The sequence below is a fragment of the Actinacidiphila epipremni genome (genome assembly GCF_012034175.1).
Taxonomy (GTDB): Bacteria; Actinomycetota; Actinomycetes; order Streptomycetales; family Streptomycetaceae; genus Actinacidiphila; species Actinacidiphila epipremni.
In genome coordinates this window covers 1-669 of the sequence record NZ_JAATEJ010000080.1, presented here as the reverse complement: position 1 = coordinate 669, position 669 = coordinate 1, and the positions used below count along the sequence as shown (strand labels likewise).

Annotated in this window: 1 protein-coding gene; it reads left to right on the top strand. The window is 72.6% G+C overall.

Annotation, left to right across the window (positions count from 1 at the left end):
* Positions 1–107: 107 nt before the first annotated feature.
* Positions 108–629, top strand: coding sequence for a DUF742 domain-containing protein (locus HCN08_RS36835; protein WP_167987347.1), 522 nt, complete (start codon positions 108–110; stop codon positions 627–629).
* The last annotated feature ends 40 nt before the right edge of the window (positions 630–669 follow it).

Sequence of the window (669 nt, the reverse complement as noted above, 5' to 3'; positions counted from 1 at the left end):
CTCGACTGAGGGCCGGCACAGCGTCAGACCAGCGAACGGGCGTACGGGCCCGCGCCGCCCCCGCCAGGGGCCGGGCGGGCGCCGTGGCCGCACCAGGAGGAGGACTTGTGAGCACGTCACCCGGCACGCAGCCGTACGGCAGCTCTCACCAGCCGCCTGTGAACCCGTACCAGCCGTACTGGCAGCCACAGCCGTCGCAGCCGCAGCAGCCGCAGCACCACCAGCAGCCGCAGCCGCCGCAGCCACGGCAGGAGGCCCAGTCGCAGGCCGGCCGGCGCCCGCAGACGCCGAGCGGGTTCGTGCGCCCGTACGCGATGACCGGCGGCCGGACCAGGCCGCGCTACCAGCTCGCCATCGAGGCGCTGGTCAGCACCACCGCGGAACCCGAGCGGCTGCGCGGGCAGCTGCCGGAGCACCAGCGGATCTGCCTGCTGTGCCGGGAGGTCAAGTCGATCGCGGAGATCTCCGCGCTGCTGACCATCCCGCTCGGCGTGGTGCGGATCCTGGTGGCCGATCTGGCCGAGGCCGGACTGGTCACGATTCACCAGCCCGGCGGCGACGAGTCCGCCGGCGGACAGCCAGATGTGACACTGCTTGAGAGGGTGCTCAGTGGACTTCGGAAGCTCTAGCGGCCCGGCGCGTGCCGCCACTACTTCCGCGAAAATCGTC